Annotated in this window: 17 protein-coding genes and 4 pseudogenes; 10 read left to right on the top strand and 11 right to left on the bottom strand. The window is 72.0% G+C overall.

What is annotated here, in order from left to right:
- Positions 1-78: 78 nt before the first annotated feature.
- Genes N5875_RS00105 through N5875_RS00095 form a run of 3 tightly spaced genes read right to left on the bottom strand, consistent with a single transcriptional unit; the run spans position 79 to position 3,128 of the window.
- On the bottom strand, positions 79-1,215 hold the full coding sequence (locus N5875_RS00105; RefSeq protein WP_338490936.1) for an FAD-binding oxidoreductase: 1,137 nt from the start codon (positions 1,213-1,215) through the stop codon (positions 79-81).
- 18 nt (positions 1,216-1,233) lie between these two features.
- Positions 1,234-2,721: an NAD(P)/FAD-dependent oxidoreductase gene (locus tag N5875_RS00100; protein WP_338490933.1), complete on the bottom strand. Its 1,488-nt coding sequence runs from the start codon at positions 2,719-2,721 to the stop codon at positions 1,234-1,236.
- Positions 2,718-3,128: a nuclear transport factor 2 family protein gene (locus N5875_RS00095; protein WP_338490930.1), complete on the bottom strand. Its 411-nt coding sequence runs from the start codon at positions 3,126-3,128 to the stop codon at positions 2,718-2,720. Before N5875_RS00095 ends, N5875_RS00100 begins: the two co-directional genes overlap by 4 nt.
- Before the next feature lie 142 nt (positions 3,129-3,270).
- Between N5875_RS00095 and N5875_RS00090 the strand changes: the two genes are divergently transcribed.
- The 3 genes from N5875_RS00090 to N5875_RS00080 all read left to right on the top strand — a co-directional run bounded on the left by N5875_RS00090 (position 3,271) and on the right by N5875_RS00080 (position 4,986).
- Entirely contained in the window at positions 3,271-3,864 is a 594-nt protein-coding gene (locus N5875_RS00090; protein ID WP_338490928.1) for a PadR family transcriptional regulator, read from the top strand.
- Between the two features lie 46 nt (positions 3,865-3,910).
- Positions 3,911-4,717: an SGNH/GDSL hydrolase family protein gene (locus N5875_RS00085; RefSeq protein ID WP_338490926.1), complete on the top strand. Its 807-nt coding sequence runs from the start codon at positions 3,911-3,913 to the stop codon at positions 4,715-4,717.
- Positions 4,718-4,827: 110 nt separating this feature from the next.
- Complete coding sequence (locus N5875_RS00080; protein WP_338499040.1) at positions 4,828-4,986, top strand: helix-turn-helix domain-containing protein; 159 nt, start codon at positions 4,828-4,830, stop codon at positions 4,984-4,986.
- A gap of 193 nt (positions 4,987-5,179) precedes the next feature.
- Here the strand turns inward: N5875_RS00080 and N5875_RS00075 are convergent.
- Positions 5,180-5,320: pseudogene (locus tag N5875_RS00075) on the bottom strand (transposase family protein); the annotation flags it as partial.
- Between N5875_RS00075 and N5875_RS00070 the strand changes: the two are divergent.
- The 3 genes from N5875_RS00070 to N5875_RS00060 all read left to right on the top strand — a co-directional run bounded on the left by N5875_RS00070 (position 5,258) and on the right by N5875_RS00060 (position 9,463).
- Entirely contained in the window at positions 5,258-7,264 is a 2,007-nt protein-coding gene (locus N5875_RS00070) for an SAV_2336 N-terminal domain-related protein (protein WP_338490924.1), read from the top strand. The pseudogene N5875_RS00075 and the gene N5875_RS00070 sit on opposite strands and share 63 nt — an antisense overlap.
- Positions 7,261-8,340, top strand: a complete 1,080-nt coding sequence (locus N5875_RS00065; protein WP_338490921.1) for a hypothetical protein — start codon at positions 7,261-7,263, stop codon at positions 8,338-8,340. Before N5875_RS00070 ends, N5875_RS00065 begins: the two co-directional genes overlap by 4 nt.
- A 583-nt stretch (positions 8,341-8,923) precedes the next feature.
- Positions 8,924-9,463, top strand: coding sequence for a hypothetical protein (locus tag N5875_RS00060; protein WP_338490918.1), 540 nt, complete (start codon positions 8,924-8,926; stop codon positions 9,461-9,463).
- On the opposite strand, the gene N5875_RS00055 is transcribed toward N5875_RS00060, so the two are convergent.
- The 6 genes and pseudogenes from N5875_RS00055 to N5875_RS00030 form a co-directional block, all read right to left on the bottom strand.
- On the bottom strand, positions 9,429-9,902 hold the full coding sequence (locus N5875_RS00055; protein WP_338490915.1) for a hypothetical protein: 474 nt from the start codon (positions 9,900-9,902) through the stop codon (positions 9,429-9,431). The genes N5875_RS00060 and N5875_RS00055 overlap by 35 nt on opposite strands.
- A gap of 81 nt (positions 9,903-9,983) precedes the next feature.
- A complete protein-coding gene (istB, locus tag N5875_RS00050; protein ID WP_338490912.1) occupies positions 9,984-10,724 on the bottom strand; it encodes an IS21-like element helper ATPase IstB in 741 nt (246 codons plus the stop codon).
- Between the two features lie 344 nt (positions 10,725-11,068).
- Entirely contained in the window at positions 11,069-12,655 is a 1,587-nt protein-coding gene (locus N5875_RS00045) for an AbfB domain-containing protein (protein ID WP_318212420.1), read from the bottom strand.
- Positions 12,656-12,737: 82 nt separating this feature from the next.
- Positions 12,738-13,298 carry an RICIN domain-containing protein gene (locus N5875_RS00040; protein ID WP_318212419.1) on the bottom strand — a complete coding sequence of 187 codons (561 nt, stop codon included), beginning with the start codon at positions 13,296-13,298 and terminating at the stop codon, positions 12,738-12,740.
- 709 nt (positions 13,299-14,007) lie between these two features.
- Positions 14,008-14,815, bottom strand: a pseudogene (xdhC, locus tag N5875_RS00035) (xanthine dehydrogenase accessory protein XdhC).
- 85 nt (positions 14,816-14,900) lie between these two features.
- Positions 14,901-15,152, bottom strand: a pseudogene (locus N5875_RS00030) (xanthine dehydrogenase molybdopterin binding subunit); the annotation flags it as partial.
- Positions 15,153-15,984: 832 nt separating this feature from the next.
- Here N5875_RS00030 and N5875_RS00025 point away from each other — a divergent pair.
- From N5875_RS00025 to N5875_RS00010, 4 genes are all read left to right on the top strand, one after another.
- Positions 15,985-16,755 carry an ALF repeat-containing protein gene (locus N5875_RS00025; protein ID WP_318212417.1) on the top strand — a complete coding sequence of 257 codons (771 nt, stop codon included), beginning with the start codon at positions 15,985-15,987 and terminating at the stop codon, positions 16,753-16,755.
- Entirely contained in the window at positions 16,755-17,897 is a 1,143-nt protein-coding gene (locus tag N5875_RS00020) for a hypothetical protein (RefSeq protein ID WP_338499038.1), read from the top strand. The genes N5875_RS00025 and N5875_RS00020 overlap by 1 nt, the downstream gene beginning before the upstream one ends.
- Positions 17,898-18,129: 232 nt before the next feature.
- A complete protein-coding gene (locus tag N5875_RS00015; protein ID WP_338490901.1) occupies positions 18,130-22,119 on the top strand; it encodes a hypothetical protein in 3,990 nt (1,329 codons plus the stop codon).
- 48 nt (positions 22,120-22,167) lie between these two features.
- A complete protein-coding gene (locus tag N5875_RS00010; protein WP_338499036.1) occupies positions 22,168-22,428 on the top strand; it encodes a hypothetical protein in 261 nt (86 codons plus the stop codon).
- A 128-nt stretch (positions 22,429-22,556) separates the two neighbouring features.
- Here N5875_RS00010 and N5875_RS00005 read toward each other — a convergent pair.
- A pseudogene (locus N5875_RS00005) lies at positions 22,557-22,708 on the bottom strand (hydrophobic protein).
- Positions 22,709-22,740 lie beyond the last annotated feature (32 nt).

Below are 22,740 nucleotides of genomic sequence, written 5' to 3'. Positions count from 1 at the left end.
CGTGCTGTGGCATGTGATGACCCCGCGCGCAGTCTGGGGTGGGCGCCTGGCGGGGGAGGCCGGGCATCGGAAGGGGGTTCAGATGTCGAGTTCGACGTCGGTGAGCGGGTAGGCGACGCAGGAGTGGGTGTAGCCGAACTTCTCGTCGGACAGCCGCAGCCGGGCCTCCTCGGCGGTGTGGACGGTGCCCTTGACGACCCGGACACGGCACAGGCTGCACTCGCCGGAGCGGCAGGCGGCCTCGGGGCGGATGCCTTCGTCCTCCAGGGCGTCGAGGAGCGGCCGGTCGCGGCGGGTGCGGAAGCTTTGCCCGCGGGCGGTGACGGTGACCGCGGTGTCCGGTGGCGTGTCCGTGGGCCAGTGCGGCTGGGCGGTCGGGTCGGCGGGGGCGCCGTTGGCCTCGAGGCGGATCCGGCGGGGTGGGTGGCCGAGTTCGGCGAGCTGGGTGAGTGCGTACGGGTAGAGGGCCTGGGGCCCGCACACGTACACCATCCGTCGGTCGAGCGGCCCGGCCAGAGTCTTGATCAGGCTCGCGGTGAGGAATCCGGTGGGCCCCGCCCACTGCGGTCCGGGCTCGGCGACGACGTGGTCGACGCGGATGTTCGGATGGTCCGCGGCGAGCGCGTCGAGCTCCTCGCGGAAGAGGATGTCGTCGGCGGAGCGTGAGCCGTAGACGAGGTGGAAGCGGCGGTCGAGTCCGTGGTCGACGATGTCGCGGATCATGCTCATCGCCGGTGCGACGCCGGAGCCTCCGGCGAGGAAGACGACGTCGTCGCCGTGGAAGAGCTGGTTGTGGTGGAACGTGCCCATCGGGCCGGTGGTGACGAGGGTGTCGCCGGCCTTCACGGTGTCGACCAGGTGGTTGCTGATCCGGCCGCCGGGGACCCGCCGGACGGTCAGGTCCCAGTGGTCGGGGCGGGCGGGGCCGGAGGAGATGGCGTACGGGCGGCTGGTGCCGTCCGTGTGTACGGCTACGTACTGACCGGCCAGGAACGGCGGCAGGTCGGCGCCGTCGGGGCGCCGCAGCCGGAGTGTGACGGTGCTCGGGGTCTCGCTGACCACGGCGGCGACGGTGAGGGTCAGCCGGCCGGGGTGGTAGGCGTCCAGGATGCGGCGGGTCGCGGCGGCGTGGTCGGCGGTGTCCGCGGGACGCCGGTCGATTTCCGCCTGGATGTCGTCGTGCCCGTCGAAGAGCGGCGCGAGAGGGTGCTTCACAGGTGTCTCCTGGAGGGTTCAGGCGGCGGTCTGGGCGCGCAGGAGGCGGCGGGCGACGCGGTGGCCGGCCTCAAGGGTGGGCTGGAATCCGCCGAACCCCGCCCAGGAACCGGCCAGATGGAGCCCTGGCACGCCCGGGTCACGCAGGCTGTCGCGGAAGAGCCAGTTCTCGGTGCGGTCCTGGTCGTAGCCGTAGATCGCGCCGCCCGGGTGGCCGAGGTAGCGGGCCATGGTGAGCGGAGTGGCGACGTCGACCTCGTCGATCGCGTCACGAATCCGAGGGGCGACGGCCTCGACCCGGTCGAGGAGGCTCTCGGCGTAGGCGAACTTGGCCTTCGCGTACTCGACGGGCGGGACCTTCTCCCACACGTCGCCGTACTGCAGGGTCATGAGGCTCACGTGGGTGGCCCCGGAGGGGGCGAATCCGATCGGGGCGACGTCGTAGGAGGAGACGCAGATGCCGCGGGCGGGCTCCAGGGTGCGCCAGGAGGCGTATGTGCGCTCGTCGTCGAGGTCGGCGTTGACGAAGGTGGTGCTGGTGGTGAAGCCGAGTTCCGCCGGGGCGGCGTCGAGCCCCATGTGCAGGACGAAGCCCGAGACGCCGACACGGCGGGTGGCGAGGTCGGTGCGGACGCGGTGCGGGACGACGGAGTCGTCGAGCATCCCGTACGTGACGGGCAGTGAGGCGTTCGAGACGACGTCCCGGGCCGAGACCTCCTCGCCGTCGTCGAGGCGCACCCCGACGACCCGGCCGCGCTCGGTGAGGATCCCGGTGACCGCCGTGTTGAACCGGACCTCGCCGCCGGCGGCGAGGAAGGATTCGAGGATCGCGGTGGACATCGCCTGTGAACCGCCCCTGACGTGCCAGGGCTTGAATTCCAGGTAGGCGAAGAGCGTCAGCGCGAGGTCCTGGAAGGCGAGCCGGGACGGCGGCTGGCCGAGGTAGGTCCAGTACGTGGCGAGCACCGACTTGAGGCCAGGATCATCGAAGTGCTCGTCGAGGACGTCGGCGAGCGGCCGCAGGCCCTGCCGGAAGAGGAGCGGGTCGATCTCGGCGCCCGGCATCCCGCGCATGGCGGCGATCTGCCAGAACGCGACGTCCCGCAGGAGCTGGAAGAATCGCTCGATACGGTCCCGGTTGCCGGGGAACGCCTCCTCCAGGGCGTCGGCGGCCCCGGCCCAGTCGGCCGGCACGGTCACGTCGTGGCGCCCGGGAACGACGGCCCGGTACAGGTCCTCCTCCTGCACGAAGTCGATCCGGTCGGACACGCCCAGCTTGTCGAACAGGCCCCGCAGGGTGAATCCCTGGCCTTCGAGCCCGACCCCGGACAGCTGGTGCAGCGCGACCTCGAACTCGTACCGGCCGCGCCGGAAGGAGGTGGCGCAGCCGCCGGGGACGTTGTGCCGCTCGACCAGCAGGGTGCGCAGCCCGGCGAGCTGGAGGGTGGTGGCGGCGGTCAGGCCGGCGTTGCCGGCACCGATGACCACGGCGTCGACGTCGGTCATGCCCCGGCCGCCCCGGCCGCCCCGGACGCCTCGCGCGCGATCCGGTCGAACTGGGCACCCATCGCGGCGGCGAGGGCCTGGGCGGCGGAGAGCGGCCGGACCATGACGGTGAAGTCGTCGATCTTTCCTTCCTCGTCGAAGTGGAGGAAGTCGCAGCCCTGGATCTGCCGCCCGTCGACGGTGGCGGTGAAGACGAAGGCGTGGTCGCGGCCGTCCGGGTTCGCGATCTCGCGGACGTAGGTGAAGTCCTCGAAGACCCGCATGACCCCGCGAAGGATCGCGGCGGTGATCGCCTTGCCCGGGTACGGCTTGAAGGCAACGGGGCTGGTGAAGACGACATTCTCGGCGAGGAGCGCCTCGATGGCGGCCTCGTCGCGGTTCTCGACAGCCTGGCGGAACGGATGCACGACATCACCTTTAGTCAATTAGTTGATTAGGTGCGTCGGAGGTTAGGGCCGCATCGCGCGGGTTGTCCACCCCCATGCCGAGATGATGGCGAACTGGAATAGTCACCTCCATGACTATTCAATGATGCGATAGTCTGGTCTCATGGCATTGCGCAACGCGGTGATGGCCGCGCTCCTCGAAGGGGAGGCGTCCGGCTACGACCTGGCCAAGGGCTTCGACGCCTCCGTCGCGAATTTCTGGATGGCCGCCCCTCAGCAGCTCTACCGGGAGCTCGACCGCCTGGAGCGCGAGGGGCTCATCGCCGCACGGATCGTCGAGCAGGAGCGCCGGCCGAACAAGCGGCTCTTCTCGCTCACCGAAGCCGGCATGTCAGCCGTGCGTGCCTACGTCGCCGAACCGCCGGGCAAGCCGACGGCCATCCGCGACGAGCTCCTGGTCAAGGTGCAGTGCGCGGACGTCGGCGACATCGAGGCCGTACGAGCGGCGATCACCGAACGCGTGGAGTGGGCCACCGCCAAGCTCGCCCGGTACGAACGACTCAAGGAGCGCCTCCTGAAGGGGTGCACGGAGGACGAGTACTGCGCACAGGTCGAACGGATCGGTCCGTACCTGACACTGCTGCGCGGCATGGCGTTCGAGCGGGAGAACATCCAGTGGGGCGAGACCGTGCTCCGCATACTCGAACGACGCACCACGACGGCCCGCGATCAGGAACACGCCACACCGCAGACGTGAACCCTTCGGCAGCGTCCCCATACCGACTCACCGAACAGAGGCCCCCATGCCCGGCGCGCAGATTCCCTTCTCGCGGTACGTGGCCCTCGGCGACAGTCAGACCGAAGGCGTCGGCGACGGCGATGACCTGACGGGACTGCGCGGTTGGGCCGACCGCCTCGCCGAGCACCTGGCCCGCCACAACCCCGATCTGCTGTACGCCAACCTCGCTGTCCGAGGCCGCCTCGCCGGCCAGGTCCACGCCGGACAACTCGACGCCGCGCTCGCCATGCGACCGGATCTGGCAACGGTGGTGGCCGGCGTCAACGACCTGCTGCGGCCCCGGTTCGACGCCGACGAGGTGGCCGGCCACCTGGAGGCGATGTTCGCCGCGCTCACCGCGCAGGGGACCCGCGTCGCCACGCTCACCTTCCCCGACGTCGCCCGCATCACCCCCCTCGCCCGGCCTGTCCGCCACCGCGTCACTGCCTTCAACGAGCGCATCCGCGAGGCCGCGCATCGGCACGGCGTCGTCGTCGCCGAGACCAGCCACCACGCCGTCGTCACCGACCCCCGCCTGTGGAGCACGGACCGCCTGCACGCCAGCCCCCTCGGCCACCAGCGCATCGCCGCGGCCATCGCCCACACTCTCGCCCTGCCCGACAGCGACGACTCCTGGACCCACCCCCTGCCCGCCCTCGCCACCCCGCAGCCCGCCGGCCGGCGCACCGGCGCCGCCGATCTGCGCTGGGCCGCCGAGTTCCTCGGCCCCTGGATCACCCGCCGCCTGCGCGGCCGATCCTCAGGCGACGGCCGCACCGCCAAGCGCCCACACCTCACATCCCCGGATGCCGCGCCCGCCCACGAGACGTGACCTCGACAGGCCGACAGGGCGTAGGAACCGAACGGTCAGCACCCAGCAAGTCGACGGTCTCGGGCGGGAGCGAGATCTCCTCCCGCGGGACGGGATGGCCGGTGACGTCGATGGCCACGCTGGAAGCCCAGCGGCTCCTGGCCCACACCGACCTGCCGATCGGGCAGGTCTCGGACCGGCTCGGCTTCACCGGCCAAGCGGTGTTCGCCCGCTTCTTCCAGCAGCAGACAGGAAAGACCCCCTCGGACTTCCGCCCCGCGCAGCGATGACCACCTGCGATGTCAACCGCCCCGGGGGCGGCTCGCAGGCTGGACAAAGGCGTGCGCCGGCACGACCGGCCGAAGCAAGACCCACCTCGGCCAAGGCCGCCCGCAGCCGCTCAGTTCGTTGAGCGTGTCGGCGGGTCGGTCCAGGTACGTGTTCAACGAAGGTCTGTCGCCGACAGGAGGTGTCCGCGCAGGTGAAGCGGCGGACTCGCAGGCACAGCATCACACGTCTTCCAACGCTCGGTAGGTCAGCGGGGAAACGCAGGTAGGACCCATGAATGCGGTTCGACCACCTTCCGCAGCCCGGACACTCAGCACCAGCCGACCTACGTGTGATCCCAATCCAGATCGCCTCGCCGTCATCCTCCACCGACACCACCAGGCCGCCTCCTCCGACCGGTCCGCAATGGCCGTACGCGCCCCGGGCATGAAGACGCTCGACGGTACGGAGCTCCTGATCGGGCGCGCCCTGCGCCCCCTGCGACAGCTCCGTCCCGACGCGCTGCGCACCGAACTTGACGTCGACGCGACAGTCGACGCCATGGCCGAGACCGGCCTCCCCGACGCCGTGCTCCGCCCCGTGCGGACCCGCTGGCTCGACCTGGCGGTCCTCGTCGACGACGGCGTCTCGATGCTCCTGTGGCAGCGGCTCGCGGGCGAGGTCCGTGCCCTGATGGAGCGGTGCGGCGCCTTCCGGGACGTACGCCTCCACGGCCTCGACAGCCGCACGCCCGGTGGTCCCCGGTTGACCGGCCGCCCCTACGGAAGGCGAGGCCGGGCGCGTCCGATGTCCACGGTTCTCGACCCCTCCGGTAACACCCTGCTCCTCGTCGTGAGCGACGGCGTCGGACGGGCATGGCGGGACGGGACGATGCACCGGGAGCTCGACCGCGTCGCGTCGACGGGACCCGTGGCCGTCCTCCACGCGCTCCCGCCGCGGCTCTGGGCGGGCTCGGGCATTGACGCGCGGCCCTGGCGCGTGACGACCCGCCGCAGGGGAGCGGCCAACCGGTCCTGGCACGTCGAGGATCCCGTCCTGCCGCCGGAACTGGCCCCCTACGACGGCGTCCCGGTCCCAGTGCTCTCCGCAGAGGGGAGCCACATTGGCACCTGGGCCCAGCTCATCGGCTCCCACGGAGAGACCGTGGTACTGCCGCTCCTGACCGGCCCGGACACGACTGCCCCCGCCGTCGGCGCACGGGCGTGCACCCGACCTGCCGGGGCCGTCGCGGCCGAGGACGCCGTGCTGCGGTTCAAGACCTCGGCGTCCTCGGAGGCGTACCGCCTCGCGGCACACCTGGCGGCCGTGGCACCGCTCCCCGTCCCGGCGATGCGGCTCGTCCAGCACGCCCTGCAGCCGTCCGTCGACACGGCCCACCTGGCGGAGGTCTTCCTAGGCGGCCTCATGCACGGCGTTGACGGCTCCGACGACCTCCCGCACCACAAGACCTTCGACTTCACCGAAGGCATCCGCACGGTTCTGCTCGGCACGGTCCCGCCCTCCGCACTGATCAGGACGGCACGGGAGGTCACGGACCATCTCCACGGGCTTCCGAACGCGTCGACGGGATTCCCGGCCTGGCTTCCTCACAACGAAGGCCCGCAGCGGGTCAGGTCGGGCAGCCGCAGGCCCTTCGGTTGGGTCGATGAGGCCCTCCGGCGCAGACTCGGCATCGCACCGCCAGCCCCGCCGGAACCCGAATCCGCACCCGAACCGCTTAGCCCGCACGCCGAGCTGCGGGAGCTCCCTCACGGCTTCGTCCTCAACGAGGAGCTGACGGGATGGCGCCGGCTATCCGCCGCCGACAACCGCTTCGAAGGCCCAAACGGCCTGCTGTACGAGGTGCTCGCCGAGTACGAGGGGGGCTGGTCGGACATCGGGCTGCTCCTGGCCCACGACGGAGAGGGCCGTGTGCTCGTCATCCGCACACCCGAAGTGCGCCAACCCCGCCATGCTGTCGACCTCGTGATGACCGAAGTGACGGCGCTAGAGCGGCTGAACGGCTTCCTCGCGCCGCGGCTCCTGGCCTGGGACGCCCACCGCCTTCGGCCCTGGATCGCCGTCGAATGCGCGCTGGACGACGCCTCGGAACCGGCACCCAACCTGCATGAATTCCTAGGCCAGGAGGGCCCCCTCCACCGAGCGCGCCTGCTGGAGGTAGCTCGCCAGCTCGCGGCAAGCCTTGCCAACGCCCACGAGAACGGCCTGGTCCACGGCTCGCTCACCCCCCCCGTCGTGTGCTGGTGGCCGGGCGGCAGATGCAGATCACCGGGTGGATGACCGCTTCCGTGGACGGCAGGACCAGCCCGCACTGCGACGCGTACGGGCCCCGCCCTCGGCACCGTGCCCCGGAGCTGATCACGCCCGGCGTCGAACCGACCCGCGAGTCTGACGTGTACGCGCTCGGTGTCGTCCTTATGGACGCGGCGACGGGGGAGGGACAGGGGGACTATCTCTCCGAAACGTTGGCCCTGCCCGCTGGCTTGCTTTCCATCGAATGGGTGGCGATTCTGGAGGCATGCACCCGGACGGAACCCGCGCACCGGCCGTCTGCAGCCAGGCTGCAGCGTGCCCTCGACTCCCTCGAGTTCCAGAGGTCCGGGGACAGCCAGCCGATGCGGGTCTCCCTCGGGTTCGATCCCGGTCTGGATCCAGTGGGACTGGACCTGGAGAGCGAGCATCGCGGTGGCCAGGGCCCCCACCTCGTGCTCTGCGGGCGTCCGGCCGAAATCCGAAGGAGCGTCCTGCGACGCGTGCTGGATCAGCTGACGCGGCAGAACCCGACAGGTCTCGAACTGATCTGCGCTGACTACGACGGACGCAGCGGACTTACCCGCTTCGAGGACGTCGTACGGGGTGCCTCGTTCCTCCGCCTGCGCGGCGACGATCCGGCGCATGCCCTCTCGTTCTGCGAGAAGCTTCGACAGGAAGTTTCGAAACGCTGGAACATGCTCGGGAGGAACGTCAACGACTCGGACTTCGGGGCGCTCGCACACGACGCGGACGAGTACGGCATTCCACACGTTCTGCGGCGTCTCATCGTCGTTGTGGACGACTTCCAGAAGGTGCTGCTGGCGCGGGAAGTGGTCACGGTGCTGAGACAGGTTGCGGTGGAAGGGCCACGGCTCGGCATACATCTCATCGTCAGCACTGACGGCACGGCCGAAACCATGATTACGCGGGTATTCGGGGCACGGCAGCCGGTGCGCATCGATCTGCGAGCCCAGCGGTGGGGGCACGAACCCCTGACTGAGTCTTTGATGGTGGAGGCAACCCTGCAGGTTCCGTCGGCGGACGGGCCGGTGTTCTTCCCTGCGGGAGTGGAGGGTGCCTTCGAACCGTCGCCAGGAAACTGATGCCGAACGTAAGAAAGTCGGTGATCGACCCCAGGGGACCCGCACTATCCCCGTCCGCGGCCAGCACGCCGACGGCTACCCCGTCCTGTCCGAGGAACTCCGCGGCCTGCTCCATGCCACCGCTGGCCAGGGCCGCACCGAACTCATCACCCCGCCCCGGGTACCGGACAAGCTGCCGGCCCTAACCGAGTACGACCGCACCTTCGCCTACGCCAAGCACACCTGGAAGTCACCTGTCGGCACCCTCAAGCGGATCACCGCGGCCACTGGCACGTCCGTGTCACCGTCCCTGACACCTGGAACCACGTCGGGATCCTCCCCGCCCCCCCCGCTCCCGGCGACCAGGCCTGGCACCACCCCGCCACGCCCGGCGCCACCTTCACCACCTGGGCCGGCGGACCCGAGATCCACACCGCCCTGGCCAACCCGATCCAGTCCTGGCGTATCGAGATCCTCGACGGCCTGTTGTGCGACGACGGCAAACCGCTCGACGACTGGTCGAAAAAACTCAAGGAAGCCTGGTCCGCCCTCGCCGCCCAGGCCGGCCTCCACGGCGACCCCAACCAGCGCCAGGCCGCCCGCCTTGCGCGCCGTACGCTCCCTCCTCCTCTACGGCATCGGCTCCTTCGCCCAGCGCCTCCGCATGGTCACCGGCACCACCCTCCGCACCATGGAACGCGACGTCCCCGCGGACGCCGAGACCATCGGCTTCACCGATGAGCAGATCACCTGGCAGCGCCCCACCGGCTTTACCCGCGACCCCAACGCCCACCCCGAATGGGCCGCCACGATCTGGTCCGGCGCCCGCGCCGCCTTGGTCTCCCAGCGCCACCGCGACGACAGCACCTACGCCGGAGCCCTCCACGCCCCGCCCGGCAGCGTCGTCGCCTTCCGCACCGACGCCGTCTACCTCACCGAACCCCAGGCCTGGCCCTATCACGGCCAGCCCGGCGACTACCTCCACAAGGGCCACCTCACCGGCCCCCTGCCCGCGCCCGCCACCGAGGACGAACTCCTCGCCTGTGGACGATCGCGTTATTCCCCAGGGTTAAGTTCACGTAATTCCCCAGGTGCTGGGCTTGGAAGGGCTAGCTTGCGCCGGGTAGTCCCAGGGCGATCATGAGGGCTGACGAGAGCTGTTCCGCGAACAGAGCCGACCCGGTGAGCGTCTGCCGGATGGTCTCCTCGTCGGGTGTCAGCCCGGCGGCGGCCGACCAGGCGAGTGCGCCGGCGATGGCGGGTTCGATGGGGAAGTGCTCCAGAGGGATCTCGTAGCTCTTCGCCATCTCGCGGTTGAGCAGGCCCTCCCAGCTGCTGCCGTCCGGCGTGAGGGCCTCGACGAACCCGACGTCGCTGTCCAGGAAGGACACCATGATGGCCGGTGTCCCTGTGCTCTGGACGAGGTTCGCCAGGCTGCGCCGTCCGGCCTCGGCGAAGTCCGTCACCTGCCAGCCCTCCGCCAACGCCTGCGTGTCTTCAATGCCCGTGAACCCGGCTGCCCGCATGAGCTGGTGCAGTTCCCCCGTGGACCGGGTCGTCAATGATCCGCCTGAGTTTCCCATGGTCAGGAAGCTAGCGGATGCCTCTGACAAGCCCGCTCGCGGCACTGAGACGGCACCATGGGAAGCCGCGACAGCGGGACCCTAGTGCACCTTGTCGGCCGTGTTCCTGGGCCGCTTGTTCGGGCGGTAGCTGGGGCCGTTCATGATCACCTGATGGCTGGTGTTGATGAGCCGGTCCAGGAGCGACTCGGCGACGACGGGGTTGGGGAAGAGGGGATACCAGTCGCTGGGCGCCCGGTTGCTGGTGATGATCAGAGACCGGCCCTGCCGTTCGGAGACGAGCTCGTAGAGGTCGTCCGCCTGGGCCGCGGACAGCTGGCGCATGGCGAAGTCGTCGAGGATGAGGACGTCGGGCCGGATGAGTTCGCGGATCCGTTTGTCCCAGGTGCGGTCCGCGTGGCCGCCGGCGAGGTCGGTGAGGATGCGGCTGGTCTTGGCGAAGCGGACGTGGGCGCCCTGGCGGACGGCGAGGTGGCCGAGGGCCTGGGCGATGTGAGTCTTGCCGACGCCGACGGGGCCGAAGAGGATGACCGACTCGCCGGCGTGGAGCCAGCGCAGGGCTCCCAGGTCACGGATCTGTGCGGCGGGGAGTTTCGAGGAGGCGGTGAAGTCGAACTCCTCCAGGGTGACCTGCTGCTCGAACTTCGCCCGTTGCAGGCGCCGTTGGAAGGCGACGGTCTCGCGGCGGGTGATCTCGTCCTGGCTTGAACGTCGACATCGCCCTGCGCGACGCCGGCCGCGCCGCCCTCCAGAAGAGCGCTTCCGCCGCGCCCGGGAGGCTTGATGCCCCCGCGCAACCGCCGCCCTGCCTCCGATCCGCAACTGAATGAGCCAGCCAGGAGGGGCCCAGGCCGGGAGGTCCAGTGTTTCGTACGTGTCGCCGGCGTCCCCTGCGGAGAGTGCCCCCAGGGCGGCCACGGCGTAGCAGACCGCCAGCAGGCGAGCAGGAGGATCGGCCGGAGGTTGCGCCGCTGGGCTTGACCCCGTTGAGGTCTCATCGGCACCGTGCCTGGTCGGTCCTTCGGATTCCGGTGCCGCTCTTGTGCCCTCGGTTCGGGGATGTCACACCACGTCGGTGGCCCGCCGCGGCGCCCGTGGGCGGTGGCCGGGCTGGCGTGGCGCCGGCTCCGCGGCGGTGGGTGCGGAGCCGGCGGTAGGGGTGGGGCTCAGGGGGCCAGGGGGGTGGTGATCTGCCAGCTGGAGGCCTGGCGGGCGTCGTCGGTGGTGTAGTGCTGCGCGACGTAGAGCTCGCCGGACATGTGGCGCAGCGAGCGCTCCTCGGGGCCGACGCCCCACTTGAAGGAGGTGCCGGAGCCGTTCTGGCCCTTGGTCGCGCACCACGTGGCGCTCTGCCGGAAGGCCGCGCTGCGGTCGTCGGCGGCGATCCGTACGCGCAGCGACGGCTTGTCAGCCTTCAGGTAGTGGCCCGGCTTGCCGACCGACTCGAAGGAGTAGCAGCCGGGCATGCCGGCGAGGGAGGGGACGACGACCCAGGTCGCGTCCTCGCGGTCGGACTGCTTGCTCTGGGCGTTGAGGGGTCCGAGGAACCCGTCTGCGCCGTCCGGGCTCGACCGGCGGGCGAACCAGCCGGTCAGCTTCTTGTCGCCCGCCTGGAGGGACTGGCGCTTGAGCCGGTACTGGGTGTCCTCCTTGAGGAAATCGGCCACGGCGGCGTCGTCGGTGCCGGCGAGCACCTTCTTCGCGGCGGCGACCAGGTGGGGGTTGACGCCGCTGTTCTCGGCGGCGGCCTGGACCTGGCGGGCGAGCGTGCGGTTGGCCTCGGCGAGCTTCTTGCGGCGGTTCTCGTCGTCCTGCTTGTACGCGGCTTCGGCGCCGGTATGGAGGAAGGCCTTCCAGTCCGCGGCGTCGGCACTCAGGACGGCCCGCTGCGCGGCCGCGAGGAGTTCGGAGCCCTTGAGGTCGGCCGGGGCCAGGCGCAGGAGTTCGCGGATGAAATTGTCGTCGCTCAGCGTGAGCATGGCCGGGGAGGGCGTGAGGCGGAAGAGGGCCGCGGTGTTGGTGCGGGCGGCGAGTTCCTTGCGGCGCTCGGCCTCCTTGCGGTTCTGCTCCTCCAGCTCTTCCAGTTCCTTGGCCACGTCGCGCTTGTGGGCCTCGCGGGCGCCGTTGACGATGAACTCGCGCCAGTCCGCCGCCTCGCCGACCAGGGCCTTCAGCGCCGCGGCGCGGACCTCGGGGCCGGACGCGGGGTGCCTGGCGACGGCGCGGACGAAGTTGTCGTCCGTCAGGGCGAGCAGGTCGGGGTTGCTGGGGATGCCGATGGCCAGCAGTACCTGCGACCTGGCGAGCCGGGCGACGCGCTCGGCCTCGGCCTTCTCGCGCTCGCGCTGCTGGTCGAGGCGGTACGCCTCGTGGACGCCGGTGACGATGAACCGCACGTGGTCCTCGGCCGCCGTGCCGGACATGGCCTGCTCCGCGGCCGTCCGTACCGCGTCGAGCTTCTCGCCCGCGTCGCGGGCCTTCTGCCACAGCGCGTGCACGAAGTCGTAGTCGCTGAGCAGGAGCACGTCCGCCGTCGGGTCGAGTCGGACCACGGCCGCGGCCTCCACGCGCTGGGTCTCGGTCGTGCCGATGCCGGCGGCGCGGGCCGTGACGTCCCGCGCCGCGGCGGGGCCGTCGGCGTGGGCCGTGCCGGGCACGACCGTGCCGGTGACCGCTGCCAGCGCGGTGGCGGTGACCAGGCCTCGGGAGACGGTGCGCCGCATCCACGCGGGCGTGAGGTGAGGGGTGTTCATGCTGATGTCGGTACTCCTCCGTCGCCGTGGTCCGGCGACACGATGGGTGCGAGAGGTGAGGGAGCTGAGCCGTCGGGAGGCGTCAGTTGACGAAGGCGAGGCGCCATTCCTGGCTGGGCAGGTTGGTGAAGCAGTCCACGACGTAGGCCGTCGGCTCCTCCCCCGCCGGGGTTCCTCCCATGGACAGGCACTCGCCGGGGGCGTCGACGGGGCGCAGCTGGAAGAGGTTCAGCTCGGCGCCTTCCAGGAACTGCATCGTCCAGCGCTGGGCGGGGGAGCCGTTGCACCAGTCCTGCACGACGGCGGCCGTCGACGAGGCCCGGTGGGTGAGGCACCGGCCGCTGTGGGCGGCGACGATCTCCCAGCCCGTCGTCTCGCCCGGGCGCACGGTGAAGACCTGGTGGAGTGCGGTGGTGTCGCAGGTGCCTTCGATGGCGTGGGCTCCGTTGCGCAGGCTTCCGCCGGCGATCGTGAGGCACTTGCTGCCGTACTTCACCTGGAGCTGGGCGTCCATGGCGCCGCCGGCCGCGGCGGGAGCGGGTGAGGGCGTGGTGGGGGCCGCGTGGGCGGTGCCGGTGGCCGCGAGGAGGGCGGTCGCGGTGGCGGCGACCGCCAGGGCGGAGCGGAGTGTCTGGGACTTCATGGGATCCGTTCTCTTTATGTCTCTTCGTGCGGGGATGTGCGACGCAGACGCAACGGGGCGCACCGGGACCGCCGGGACTCGTCGGGGCTCGTCGGTGGAGGAGGCGCCGCGTGGGGTCACCGGTACGGACGGGCGGGGGCGCGGGCAGGCTCAGGTGCGCCTACGGACGTGCTCGGCGCGTGCGTCCCGGGGATGTGGCCGGAGCCGGGCTCTCAGCGGGTGCGGAGGCTCGCGGGTACGGAGGTGCCGGTCTCCCGCCAGTGGGACGGGAAGGCGACGGATTGGATCGTCGTGCGCTTCGCGCGCACCGAATCACGGTTCATGGTTCCCCCGGAATGCGAACGTGCCCGGGGGCCGGTCCGGCCCGGCGAAGTGCGGTCAACACCTCGCCGATCCCCTCCGGCGCCTGCCCCCGTCAAATGATCATCGGAACCGTAACCGGCGGGTGCCGAAGGAAGCAAAGGGCTATTTTTCGCCACTCCCCTGGGGTGCGCCGGTGGCCGGGATGCGTCTGCCGCGTACGCTCCGTGTGGTCCGGATTCCTTTCGGGCGGCGGGAGTTGTCCGCGTTCCCGGTCGCCGTCCGGCGCCTCCGGGCGGCTCGTCGGTGCCGTGTCGTCGTGGGTCGTGGGGGCGGCGGGAGGGGTGAGTTCGACCGATTCCGAGCGGCGGTCCCGGGCTCCCCCTTGCCGGGCAGCCCGGGAGGGCCGTCATGTCGAGGTGAAGCTCCGCATCAGGTCGGCGGCGACGCTCATGGCGATCGTGGCCGGTTCCTTGCCAGTGATCTCGGCGATGCCGATGGGGCTCTTGATCCGGCCGATGGTGGCGGCGTCGTGACCGCCCTCGGTGGCCGGGCGCCGCCGGAACCGCGTCCATTTTGGCGGCCGAGCCGATCAGTCCGATCGAGCCGAGGCCGGAGGCGCGCAGGGCGGCGTCGCACAGGGCGGCGTCCTCGGCACGGTCATGGGTCATGATCAGGACGTGGGTGCCGGCCGGCAGCTCCGCGAGCACCTCCTCGGGGAGCAGCGGGGTGTGGTGGACGTGGATCTGTGCCACCGCGTCCACGAGCACGCCGAGCCGTTCGTCGGTGAGCATGTCGGGGCGGGAGTCGGTCAGGTGCAGGTCGATGTCGTGGCGGGCCAGGATGCGCGCCAGTTCCAGGCCGACGTGTCCGACGCCGAAGACCGCCACCGCCTGGACGACCGGGAGCGGTTCGAGCAGCACGGTGACGGTTCCGCCGCAGCACTGCACGCCGTGCCGGGAGGTGACCTTGTCGTTGAGGGCGAACTCCATCAGCTCGGGCTCCGGCGCGGCGGCGGCGATGAGTTCGCGGACCCGGTCGATCGCGACGGCTTCTATGTTGCCGCCGCCGATCGATCCCCGGGTCTCCGTCCGTCCGACCACGAGTTTGGCTCCGGCCCGGCGGGGCGCGTGGCCCCGCACGGTCGCGAGCACGCCGGGCTCCCGGCGGGCCCGCAACCGCGCGACGGCGGTGACCCAGGTGGTCGTGTCAGGCATGGACGGGTGAGCTGGCGTCGACGGGGACGGTGGCGCCGTCGCGGGTGTGGTGCCCGTCCCGCCCACCGGCGCCCCGGGCGGTTTAGATCGCCCGGTACACCGCTTCCGGTGTGGCGGGCGAGGCGAGTTCGACGCTGACTCCGGCGGGCCCGAACGCCGCCGCGGCCTGCCGCAGCGCTTCGCGCACCGAGAACGCGAGCATGAGTGGTGGCTCGCCCACGGCCTTGGAGCCGTAGACCGCTCCCTCCTCGGTGGCGTCCTCCAGGAGCCGGACGTGGAACTCCTCCGGCATCTCGGAGAAGCTCGGCAGCTTGTACGTGCTCGCGGCCACCCGTGAGCGGGCACGCCGGAAGAGGGGTGTTCAGCAGCCGTGCGCTATGAGACCCGGAGTCCACGCGGTCCGGTGGGAGGAGTGGGACAGCTCGGAGAAGAGGGTCATCCGGCGTCGTCTCCTTTCAGTGGCTCGCGGATCGGTGCGCCGAACCCACGGTGCCGGGGTGGCCCGGTCAAGCCCATCGGCCGCCCTTCGCCGTGGCCTGCGGACGCCGTCGGCGCGGATGTTCCGGCGGGGTGGGCGGCCGTGTTCCGGGGCTTCCCCGGTCGGCCGCGATCGATGAATTCAGGTCGAACGGGCTGGTGGGAGGAGGGTGCTCCGTCTTCCGCTCCGCTGGTACGGGGAGGTCGCGGGTGCGGGGCGGAGATCGCTCCGGCCGTGCCCGTGCCCCATGGGGGAACGGGTGTACGGGCCTGCCGCACGCGGGCCGGAGGTGGGTCGGCGGACGGGTGGACGGGTGTCCGGTCTGCTTGTCCACCGGCTATTTCGGGCCACTGCCGACCCTTATTCGTTGATCATTCCGAAAGTGCCGTTGGTAGGGTTCTGGAGCTGGTTTGACCAATGCTTGACCAGGCGTTCGGTCGTGACGGGGTGTCACCGGGCGCATCCCGTGGCGTGGACCAGCACAACAGCGGGTTCCGGGGGGAAACGGCCCGTGGGGGAAGTGTGCCGTTCCGCGGTCGTCGCGGGGCGGTGGTCTCCCGGCGGTCCCCCCTGCCCGCGCGACCTCTATCACGGCTGAGGGCCGGGCCCATTTCTTGTTCCCAGGGGGATTCACCACACCATGCACCGAGGCACACCCGGACCAGGAGTCCGTCGTACCGTCACCCGCGCGGTGGTCGGTACCACCGCTGTCGCCGCCGTCCTCGCGGCGGGCGCCGCGCCCGCCGCGTTCGCGGCTCCGGCGCCGCCGCACCAGGCGGCGCGCGCGGTCGGCATCGGCACCACCGAGACCCAGCGCGTCGACGCCGCCGCCGTGGTCAGGCTCGACCCCGCGGCGGACGTCCTGCTGCTGAGCGACCACGACTTCGTCCACGCCCTGTGGCAGAAGGCCAGGGAGGGCGGCGAGGCGTACGACGCGGTGCGCACGGCGGCCGAGAAGGCCATGGCGAGCACGCTGGCCGAGGACCACGTCGCGTACATTGTCACCGGCGTCCACGAGGCGTACCGACAGGACCAGGCGCGCGAGCGCGAGAAGGCCGAGGCCGCGCGCCTCGCCCGGGCCGCGCGGCAGCAGGTCATGACGGTCATCGGCATCACGGGCGCCCCGGAGATGCTGGAGCTCAACGACGAGAACTTCGCCCGCGCGGTCCTGCGCCACCCGGCCTCAGGGCCGGAGGTGCGCGCCTCCGCCACGGCCGCGCTGACCGGCACCGCGGACGCCCGGCAGGAGTTCATCGCCAACGGCGCGCGCGAGGCCCACAACAGGGACGTCGCCAGGGAGCTCAGAGAACTCGCCGAGAAGGACCGCAAGGAGGCGGAGCTCCGCAGGAACCAGGCGGCGGTCAACCAGCGCAAGGAGCTGTCCCTGACGGCGCGCTGGGGCGACGACATCGACCTGAGGGCCCACCCCGCGTGGCAGGTCGTCCCTCCGCTGGCGCCGTGATGGGGGCCGGCCACCGTCCTTCCCCGCGAAGGACGTTCCGTACGGTCCTGACCGTCTCCACCCTGGTGGCGGCGGTGGCGGGAACCGTGGCGGGCACCGCCGTCGACGCCCGGGCCCTCCCGGCCGGCCACGTCCTCGCGCAGGCGTCCCCGGACACCCCGCAGCCCTCCGAGGAGGTACGGGCGGCGCTGGCCGCCGCCGCGGCCGGGGCGCGGGAACAGGTCCGGCGGGTCGCCCTGTCGAGCCTCCCGGCGGAGCTGCGCACCTCCGCGTGGAACGCGCTGCGCCACACCTCCGGAGACGCCGCCATCACCGCCTGGCTGGCGCCCGGCGGCGGCTACGACGCCGCCCGGCAGCGGCTGCGGGACACCCGTACCCGCAACCGCCTGTTCTGCGAGCGGGTCGTCCGGACCCACCCGGCCTCGTTCGCTCCGCAGACGCGGGCGGCGGCGGAGCGTGCCCTCAAGGGCACCGACGCCGAACGGGCCGCCTTCGTCAAGACCGGCTATGCCCAGGCCCAGCTGAGCGACCGGGCGGTGCGCGAGGCGGTGGCCGAGGAGCAGCGGGCGGTGCTGGAGCGGGACCGGGAGTTCGTCCGGACGCTCGTCGTGCGCGATCCCGGCGAGCAGGTCCGGGTGTCGGCGCAGTGGGCCCTGCGGCCCGGCACGACCGACGAGGACGTCCGCGAGTTCTACGCGTACGGCTGGATGACCGGCGCCGCCGTCGACCTGGAGGGGTACCAGCTGCGCACCTCGGAGTCCGAGGCGCTGCGCCACCGGACGCTGACGCTGCTGCTCGAGGCGGCGGCCGAGGCGGAGGACGCGCTGCGCACGGCGGCCGACGTCGCCGCCGCCCGTGCCGAGGCCGAGCGAGCCTGGCAGGCCGTGGCCCGGCACGCCGGTGACGCCGGCACCGCGTGGCAGGCGGAACGGGAGCACGCGGCGCGCCAGGCGGAGACCTGGCGGGGCGTTCAGGAACTCGCCCAGGGCGCCGCCGAGGAGATGTGGAAGAGCATCGCGGGCGCCGCCGGGGCGAACCGGCAGTCCTGGTCGCAGGAGGAGCAGGCCGCCGGCGGGGTCGCGGCGTTCTGGCAGGAGATCCTCCGGCAGGCCCGGGACGGCGAGACGCGTGTGAGGGGCTGACCACCTCTCCACGGGTGCGCGCGGGGGCGGTCGGCCGCTTCCGGCCGGAGGCCCGCGCCGTACCGCCGGGTGCTCCGCCCTCCTTGTACGGACGTCGAGGGCGAAGCACCCGTTTCTCTGTGTTCATACAGTGGATTTCATATATTTCGGGGGGATTTTCCTCATGGGAGAGATATTCCGGCCAGGGGCCGGGAGACGGACCGGTCGGGTCCGGGCCGTAGCGGCGAGGGCGGTGTCGGGGGCGCTGGCCACGGTGCTGCTCGTCGGTCTGACCGGGCAGGCGTCCGCGACAGCCGCCGGGCCGCCGGCCGGCGCGGCTCTGGACGCCCGTGCCCTGGAACTCGTACAGCGGGGGAACGCGGTCCTGGCCGCCCTGCGCGCCGCGCCGGCGCCGGACGCCCGCACCGAGCTGGACCGGCTCAGTGACCAGCACGACCGTCAACTGGTCGAGGACTACGCGGAGTTCGATGAGGAGGAGGAAGTCCGCGAGGCCGCGCGCAAGGCTCTGGAGAGCACCGATCCGCACGCGATCCGGGACTTCCTGGAGCGGGGTGAGGCCGAGGCCCGCCAGCGCGCCCGCGACAAGCGGAACGCGACGGACGTCGGGAACCGGCAGAAGATCGAGGCGATGCGGGGCACGGGCGGCCCGTACTTCAACGCCGAGGCCGAGCGGGTCCTCGCCGGCACCGCCCAGGACCGCGCGGACTTCCTGGCCTTCGGCGCCGAGATCGCCCGGCAGCGGGACAAGGCCACCGAGCAGAACGAGCAGCAGCGCGCGGCCGAGAACCGCAAGCGCGTGGAGATGCTCGCCGCGATGGGCGGCCCCGAGGTCAAGCGGGCCGCCCAGGTGGCTCTGGCCACCGGTGACGCCAAGGTGATCGCCGAGTTCCTGGAGAAGGGCTACCTGGTCGCGGCGCAGCGGGACGCCGACGACCGGGCCGCGCACGAGAAGGCGCAGAAGGAGGCCCTGGAGGCGGCGGAGCGACTGCGCAAGCTGGCCGAGAACTCCGCGCGGGCCGCCGAGGCCCGTACGAAGCTGATCGCCGTCCACGGGGACGCCGTCCGGGCCCTGAAGAACTCCTCCAACGCCATGAGCCTGGCGGCCGCCGCCTCGCGCACCGCCGACCGGATGCTCGCGGCGGACCGGGCGGGCAAGCGCCTGTCCGACTACTCGGAGGTGAAGAAGGACGTAGCCCGCCAGGTGGGCTTCGCCGACACCGCCGCCAAGCAGGCCCAGGTCGCGGCGGGGCAGGCGAGGGTGCAGGCCGAGATCCTGGTGGAGACCGGGCTGACGTACGGCACCCAGTGGTCCGACGTCGCCACCGGCATCCAGGCTGCGGCCGACGCCGCCTGGCAGGCCGCGCAGACCGCCCAGCACGCGGTCGACGCCACGGCGGCCGACGCCGCGGGCCTGAACTCCCAGCACCAGGCCGAGCTGAACGAGAAGCAGGCCAAGGCGTGGCGCGCCAACGCCGAGCAGCACGCCAAGGCGGCGGCCGGTCTCGCGGCCTCGGCCGCCAAGCAGGCGAAGATCGCGGCGGACGCGGCGGCCAAGAGCCGTCAGGCCCGCATCGACGCCGAGAAGGCGGAGAAGACGGCCTGGGAGCACGCGCAGCGGACCCGGGACGCTCGGGTCGAGGCGCAGCGCCAGGCCAGGATCGCCGACGAGCAGCGTCGGATCGCCGAGCGCGAGCAGAAGCTGGCGGCGGCCGCGCGCGAGCGTGCCGAGCGGGAGCAGCAGGTCGCCGCCCAGGCACGCGCCCGGGCCGAGGCCGAGGCGCGCACCGCGTCGGCCAAGCGAGCCGAGGCGCAGGCGGCCGCGGCCACCGCGGCCGAGATGCGCGCGCGGGCCGCCACGCAGGAGGGCACCGCCGCCACGGCGGACAGGAACGCCAAGGCGGAGGAGAATAAGGCCCGCGACGCGCGCAACGCCGCCTTCGAGGCGGAGCGGCAGCACGACGCCGACGAGGCCCGTGCCAAGGCCACCGAGGCCCTGGCCGCCGCGGCGAGCGGCACCTCGGACTCGCAGCTGGCGCGACAGGCAGCCGACCAGGCGCGTCGGGACGCCGACGAGTCCCGCAAGGCCGCCGTGGCCTCGCGCGGCGCGGCCAACGCGGCCACGGACGCGGCGACGCGGTCCCGGTCCGCCGCCATCGAGGCCTCCGGCGCCGCCGCCCGCGCCCGGGCCGCCGCCAGTGAGGCCACCGCGCACGCCTCGCGTGCCAACGCCGCCGCGAACAAGGCGGAGGCCGCCGCCTTCGCGGCGGACGCCGCCGCGGGCAAGGCCGAGCGCGAGGCGGCCCTCACGCACGCCTCCGCCCAGCGGGCGAACACCAAGGCGGCCGAGGCCACCGCGCAGGAGGGTCGGGCGGGCGTCGCCGCGCACGAGGCCTCCCGGCTGGCCGGTCTCGCCGCCATCCACGCCAACCAGGCGCTCCAGGCCGCCAACCGGACGAGGGAGGAGGCCGACGGGGCCGTCCGCGAGGCGGCCATGGCCCAGATCCAGGCCGGGGTCGCGGTATCGGCCGCCGCCTCGGCCCGCACCACGGCGGCGGGCATCGCCGACCCGGCGAACACCGCCATCACTCTCGCCGCGCCCTTCGCGGGTACGGACATCGGTGCCGACTTCGCGGTGACGGTGGACAACGCGGCCCTGAAGATGGGCAAGGAGCAGGCCGACGCGGCGGAGGCGAAGGCCATCGAGGCGGTCAAGGCCGCGGAGGCCGCCGAGGCCGCCGCGAAGCGGGCGAACGCCCAGGTGGCTCCCGCGTTCAAGGCCGCCGCGGCGGCGGCCCGGTCGACCGCGGACGCGGCACGGTCCTCGGCGGCGGCGACGGTCTCGGCGGCCCAGGCGGCCGAGGACGGAGCCAAGGCCAGGGCAGCCGGAGCGCGGGCCGACCAGGCCGACGCCCAGGCGCAGGCCGACGCGCAGCAGGCCCGCCAGGCGGCGAACGCCGCCGCCGCGGACGCGGTGGCCGCCCGCAACGCCGCCACCCGGGCCGAGGCCGAGGCGGAACGCGCGCGGGCCGCCGCGACCGACGCGGAGAACCAGGCGGCGGCCGCGCTCAGCGCCGCGACCCTGGCAGAGAAGGAGGCGAGCACCGCACAGGCCGCCGCCACCCGCGCCGAGAAGGACGCCGCCGACGCCGCCGAGTTCGCCGAGTCCGCCGAGCGGCACGCCAAGTCGGCGGAGACGGCCGCGGCCAACGCCGGCCAACACGCCCGCGAGGCCGACGAGGCCGCCAAGCGCGCCGAGGAGTACCAGCGCGAACTGCGCCGCAAGGAGCGCGAGGAGGCTGCCAAGGAGAAGGAGAAGGGCGACGACAAGCCCGTCAGCCTGGAGGACGCAGAGCGCAAGGCCCTCGAAGCGGCGGGCATCACGCCCGAGGAGTACGCGGCGGCCCGCGCGCTCGCCGAGGACGACCTCATCGACTACCTGCTGGAGAACGGCGGGGAGATCCTGGTCGAACTCTTCCTGGAGGACATCAAGGCCTGCATCGATGACCCGGACATCCCGACCTGCCTCTGGGCCATCGTCCAGAACCTGGGTCCGATGAAGGTCCTCAAGATCGCCAGCAAGATCCCCCGGATCGCGAAGGCCATCGCCGGCATCAACACCTTCCTCGACAAGTCCGCCAAGGCGAAGAAGGTCGTCGAGAAGGCCGAGAAGGTCATCGAGCGGGCGAAGGCCGTCCTCTGCCCGACCAAGCCGAAACCGAAGTCCGCCCCGCAGAGGTCCGCGCCGAAGGCACAGGCCGGAGCGGTGGGCCTGCGGTTCCTCTCGGCCGCGTCCTCCGGCGGCGGCTTCGACGGGTGGGACGGCTGGGACGGCTGGGACGACTGCGAGTTCATCCCCCTCGGCCAGAATCTCCCCGAAGGAGGTTACGAGGTGGCTCTCGACACGCTCGCGCTGCGGAACCTGCGGGACTTCCACTTCGAAGGCGGAAGCAAGGTCACGAGACAGAAGGGCCTGTTCAACTCCGACCTGACGCTCGGAGACCTGAAGGACGTCTTCCTCGGCGCCATCACGGACCAGGGAGCGTGGAAGCAGGCGAGCGGCGGTAGCGCCTACCGCGAGCGGAACGTCTGCCTCGATCCGAAGAAGAAGTTCGGCAGGTCCTCCCGGGACAGTGGAGAGGTGGAGACCCACTGCCTCACCATTGTGGTGAGCGTGCACGGTGACCTGGTGACGATGTATCCGATCCGTCCGACGGACGCCTGAGACGGAGGGAAGAGGAAGATGGGTCTGGGAATTCGGAAGTTGAACCGCGTGCAGGACGTGGTCGAGGAGTTCGGTGACGACGTCGAGGGCTCGTTCCTCGCGATGTGCGCACGGGCTCCCCGTGACAGCCTGCGGCACGGCGTCTCGCCGTACGACCTGACGATGTTCAACACGCCCCAGCTGGAGCGTCTCGTCGTCGAGCTGGAGGAGCTGCCCGAGGAGGAGAAGACACCCGTCGTGCGGCGTGTCATCGAGGAGGCCCATCAGGCGGTCCGTCGCTCGGGCTACCTCCTCTTCATCGGGGACTGACCCGGACCCGGGCCGTCCCCGGCGCGCGACAGGCGCCCGGCGACCGGGATCCCGGGCACGACATGGCGAGGGCGGACCCCCATCGGGGGTCCGCCCTCGCCGTACCCGGGAAGGGGTTCGCCGTAGGGCTACCAGCGGCACCAGCGGCCGCTGCCGCCCTTCGGACGGGCTACGAACCCGATCAGCCACAGGACCAGGACCGCGAGGGCGATCCACCAGAGGCCTTCAGCGCGAAGCCGGCGCCGAACAGGACGAGAACGAGCAGAAGAACGAGAATCAGGGCGCCTGCCAGCCACGCGACGCTCCAGGGGA

The organism is Streptomyces sp. SJL17-4 (assembly GCF_036826855.1).
Classification (GTDB): Bacteria; Actinomycetota; Actinomycetes; order Streptomycetales; family Streptomycetaceae; genus Streptomyces.
Note: the sequence above shows the minus strand (reverse complement) of the source record. Positions and strands in the feature narration are given on the sequence as shown.